The 3,614-nt window shown below is 39.9% G+C and carries 5 protein-coding genes and 1 tRNA gene; 3 read left to right on the forward strand and 3 right to left on the reverse strand.

The genetic code is table 11. From position 1 onward, the window contains the following. Nucleotides 1-76, forward strand: a tRNA-Gly gene (locus tag I6F53_RS19875). A 241-nt stretch (nt 77-317) separates the two neighbouring features. On the opposite strand, the gene I6F53_RS19880 is transcribed toward I6F53_RS19875, so the two are convergent. The 3 genes from I6F53_RS19880 to I6F53_RS19890 form a co-directional block, all read right to left on the reverse strand. Continuing rightward, nucleotides 318-746 carry a secondary thiamine-phosphate synthase enzyme YjbQ gene (locus tag I6F53_RS19880; protein WP_197240907.1) on the reverse strand — a complete coding sequence of 143 codons (429 nt, stop codon included), beginning with the start codon at nt 744-746 and terminating at the stop codon, nt 318-320. Further along, nucleotides 743-1,210 carry a chemotaxis protein CheX gene (locus tag I6F53_RS19885; protein WP_166419386.1) on the reverse strand — a complete coding sequence of 156 codons (468 nt, stop codon included), beginning with the start codon at nt 1,208-1,210 and terminating at the stop codon, nt 743-745. The genes I6F53_RS19880 and I6F53_RS19885 overlap by 4 nt, the downstream gene beginning before the upstream one ends. Nucleotides 1,211-1,285: 75 nt before the next feature. Continuing rightward, the gene (locus I6F53_RS19890) at nt 1,286-1,723 is read right to left on the reverse strand and encodes a transcriptional repressor (RefSeq protein WP_024599240.1); all 438 of its coding nucleotides are present in this window, start codon (nt 1,721-1,723) and stop codon (nt 1,286-1,288) included. A gap of 95 nt (nt 1,724-1,818) precedes the next feature. Here I6F53_RS19890 and I6F53_RS19895 point away from each other — a divergent pair, with 95 nt between their 5' ends. Both I6F53_RS19895 and dusA read left to right on the forward strand, forming a co-directional pair. Further along, on the forward strand, nt 1,819-2,439 hold the full coding sequence (locus tag I6F53_RS19895) for a MarC family protein (RefSeq protein ID WP_197240908.1): 621 nt from the start codon (nt 1,819-1,821) through the stop codon (nt 2,437-2,439). Between the two features lie 123 nt (nt 2,440-2,562). Then, nucleotides 2,563-3,495, forward strand: coding sequence for a tRNA dihydrouridine(20/20a) synthase DusA (dusA, locus tag I6F53_RS19900; RefSeq protein ID WP_231615058.1), 933 nt, complete (start codon nt 2,563-2,565; stop codon nt 3,493-3,495). Nucleotides 3,496-3,614 lie beyond the last annotated feature (119 nt).

Raw genomic sequence — 3,614 nt, forward strand, 5'->3', positions numbered from 1 at the left:
GCGGTACTAGCTCAGTTGGTAGAGCGCGACCTTGCCAAGGTCGAGGTCACGAGTTCGAGCCTCGTGTACCGCTCCAATCTTTTTATATCCTTTCAAAATTCTCTGTATTAAAAATAATAAGCAAAATTATAATCTCAAATCCCTCTTATCTACTTTATTCTATGTGTAATATTCAGCATTAAAGTTTTGGTTATTAGAAGCTATCGCTTCGCGGACGTAAGATTTTTCGCCTACAAGAAAGGTTTTGTACTTTGAAGTTATGGATAAATAGCTGGAGTGAAGTAGGGGTTAATACTTTTAAGCATTAGAAACGTTTTCTAAAACAGCTCGCCCTGAATGGTTGCTATAATTCGTCTTGAGCCACCAGAGTCACGATGCTCACCCAAGTAAATACCTTGCCATGTACCTAACGCTAAATAGCCATTTGAGATAGGAATACTTAACTCGCAGCCTAATGTGCTGGTTTTAATGTGTGCGGGCATATCGTCGTCACCTTCATAATCATGACGATAATAAGGCTGACATTCAGGAACAAATTTATTGAAATGGCTTTCCATGTCCATACGAACAGTGGGATCTGCATTCTCGTTTATGGTAAGGCTCGCTGAAGTATGCTGAATAAAAAGATGCAGTAAACCCACCTTATAATTGGTAACTTCATGGAGTTGAGACCGTATTTCGTCGTCAATTAAATGAAAACCCCGAGTGCGGGGTTTTAATGTAATTTGTTTTTGCTGCCAACTCATAATTTATCGAAACTAACTTCAATATTTGCATTACCTGCATCACAGCTAAATGGCATGATGATTTTTTTACCTTGGCTTTTATGAGTAATTGTATGACCTTTACCTGATACAACAATAGGTGTAGCCATATCAAAATCAAACCCTTTTTCGCCTAGTAAGTTTTTAGCGCCGCCAGTGACCATGTTGGTAATTTCACCCACCATGTCAGTTACTTCTTCGTCTATAGTGTCGGGACGTTCGCCAAGCATACGTTCCATAATGGTTAACGCTAACTCTTCATCAAACGTAATAGAAAACGATCCACGAGTTTGCGGGCCAACCATACCAATCAGACCGGATACATCACCACAGGCTATTTCATCAGTTTTAATGCGTGGTTTACCTGGTTTTAATTGAGTTTGAGCCATAGTGCTTAAAACATTAATTAAAGACGATAAAAACGGATTGATGAACTCTACATTCATAGTGGGTACTCTTAAATTGGTGCTAAGAAATGGCTATATAGTGTGAGTATAGCCACTAAGGATAACTTCGCGGAATTATGATGCTCTGCAAGACTCACATTTACCATGTGCTTCTATTGTTTGCCCTGATACTACAAAGCCGCCTTCGGCCGCTAGATTATTTAGTTCATGAGAGATAACGGTCGAATGTAACTCTTTTACAAAACCACAGGTATCGCAAATTAATAATTGTACTGGGTGTATATGATCAAAGTGATGGCACAGCATAAATGCATTTGTGCTTTCAATTTTATGAATAAAACCAAGTTCAGCTAAAAAGTCTAATGCACGATAAATAGTTGCAGGTTTAGCACCTGTTTCAGTTACTTTTAATTGCTCAAGCAAATCGTATGCACCAACACCACCTTGTGCACTGGCTAGCAGGCGAAATACTTTCTCGCGGATTGGCGTAAAACGCGCACCACGGTTGTCACAAACTTGTTTTGCTTTACTTACGAGTGATTCTATATTCATCATTACTCTTATCCTTATGCTGCCGTGATATACTAACATACTGTGTTGTAGTTGCAGCGTTTTTATTAAACGCTTTTTACCTAGGAAACCCGGTAATGCATGAACTGTTAGCTATATTTATTTTCTTTTTTGCAGTTATTGATCCCATTGGCACTGTACCTGTATTTATTGCAGTTACGCGTGGTGAGGATGAAAAGTTTAAGCGCAAAGTTATATTTAAAGCGGTAGGTGTATCTGCATTAGTGCTCTTGTTTTTTGTTCTCGCAGGGGAGCAATTACTTAACGCAATTGAAATACCACTTTCTGCTTTTCAAATAGCTGGCGGTATCATATTACTTATTTTTGCGCTTTCAATGATATTTGGTGAAAGCAAGCCAGAGGCCGAAATTAACAGTGTACGCGACAGCATGGAGACTGCCATTTTTCCTCTGGCTATTCCGTCTATTGCGAGCCCGGGTGCCATGTTAGGTGCTGTGTTAATGACTCGTAATGAGAAATATACATGGGTGGAGCAGTTATTAACGTCTTCAATGATGCTCGCTGTATTAGCAGTTGTGCTGGTTTTATTACTCCTTGCAACGCATGTACATAAATTAATTGGTGACAGTGGCGCAAGTATAATAAGTAGAATAATGGGGCTTATTTTAAGCTCTGTTGCAGTAACTAATATTTTAAATGGCATAGCCCATTATTTTGGCTTGCAGGTGTTCTCTTAACATTGATGCCCGTTAGGCTTTTGTGTAAAATGCAGCGCCTTTTAAGCTGTGCTTAATAACTTTAATACCCTGAGGTTTGCTTTGAATAAATGTACTTTGGATAGACGCTTTTCTGTGGCCCCAATGCTTGATTGGACTGATCGCCATTGTCGTACTTTTCATCGCAAAATGACCAAACATACTGTGCTTTATACCGAAATGATAACTACAGGCGCTATTTTATTTGGTCGTGGTGACTACTTGCATTTTAATAAACACGAAGGCCCCGTTGCGCTACAACTTGGTGGCTCTGATCCTAAAGCGCTTGCGCAATGTGCAAAGCTCGCAGGTGAGCGTGGTTATGACGAAATAAATTTAAATGTAGGTTGCCCGTCAGACCGAGTTCAAAATGGCCGATTTGGCGCATGCTTAATGGCTGAACCTCAGTTAGTTGCTGACTGTGTTGCAGCAATGAAAAGCGAAGTAAGCATTCCGGTTACCGTTAAAACGCGCATTGGTATTGATGAGCAAGATTCGTATGAGTTTTTATGTGCGCTTATTGAGGCGTCTCATAAAGTAGGATGTGATGACTTTATTATTCATGCTCGTAAAGCATGGCTCAATGGCTTAAGCCCAAAAGAAAACCGTGAAGTTCCACCGCTTGATTATCCACGTGTTTATCAACTTAAAAAAGACTATCCGCAACTCGATTTAAGCCTAAATGGCGGTGTTAAAACAATTGAGCAGAGCCTAGAACATTTACAACATATCGATGGTGTAATGATTGGCCGTGAAGCTTACAGTAATCCATTTATGCTTAATGACGTTGATGAAAAAATTTATGGTGATGCTGCAAACACACAATCACGCCACGACGTAGTGCGCTCAATGTACAGCTACATTGAAGAAGAAATGCGCTTAGGTGCTAATTTTTGGCATATAGCACGTCACATGCTCGGTATTTTTCAGGGGCAACCTGGCGCACGTGGTTTTAGACGTCACCTTTCTGAAAGTGGCCATGGTAAACAGGCCGATTTAACAGTAATGGATAAAGCATTGAGCTTTGTACCAGAATAAAGCTTAGGTTTAAAATATTCTAAATATGAGCCACTTTCGAGTTAACACCATTCAGTTAAGCATGTTTTGACTTAATGGTGTACCGAGTTTTTGAAATTCGAACGGTCCTACTTTTGGGC

Origin of the sequence: Pseudoalteromonas sp. SWN29, from assembly GCF_015864465.1 — a bacterium.
In the GTDB taxonomy this organism is placed as follows: Bacteria; Pseudomonadota; Gammaproteobacteria; order Enterobacterales; family Alteromonadaceae; genus Pseudoalteromonas.

Excerpts from the sequence above, each read along its gene's own strand:
- I6F53_RS19880 (WP_197240907.1), bottom strand. The coding sequence starts at position 746 with ATGAGTTGGCAGCAAAAACAAATTACATTAAAACCCCGCACTCGGGGT.
- I6F53_RS19885 (WP_166419386.1), bottom strand. The coding sequence starts at position 1,210 with ATGAATGTAGAGTTCATCAATCCGTTTTTATCGTCTTTAATTAATGTT.
- I6F53_RS19890 (WP_024599240.1), bottom strand. The coding sequence starts at position 1,723 with ATGAATATAGAATCACTCGTAAGTAAAGCAAAACAAGTTTGTGACAAC.
- I6F53_RS19895 (WP_197240908.1), top strand. The coding sequence starts at position 1,819 with ATGCATGAACTGTTAGCTATATTTATTTTCTTTTTTGCAGTTATTGAT.
- dusA (WP_231615058.1), top strand. The coding sequence starts at position 2,563 with ATGCTTGATTGGACTGATCGCCATTGTCGTACTTTTCATCGCAAAATG.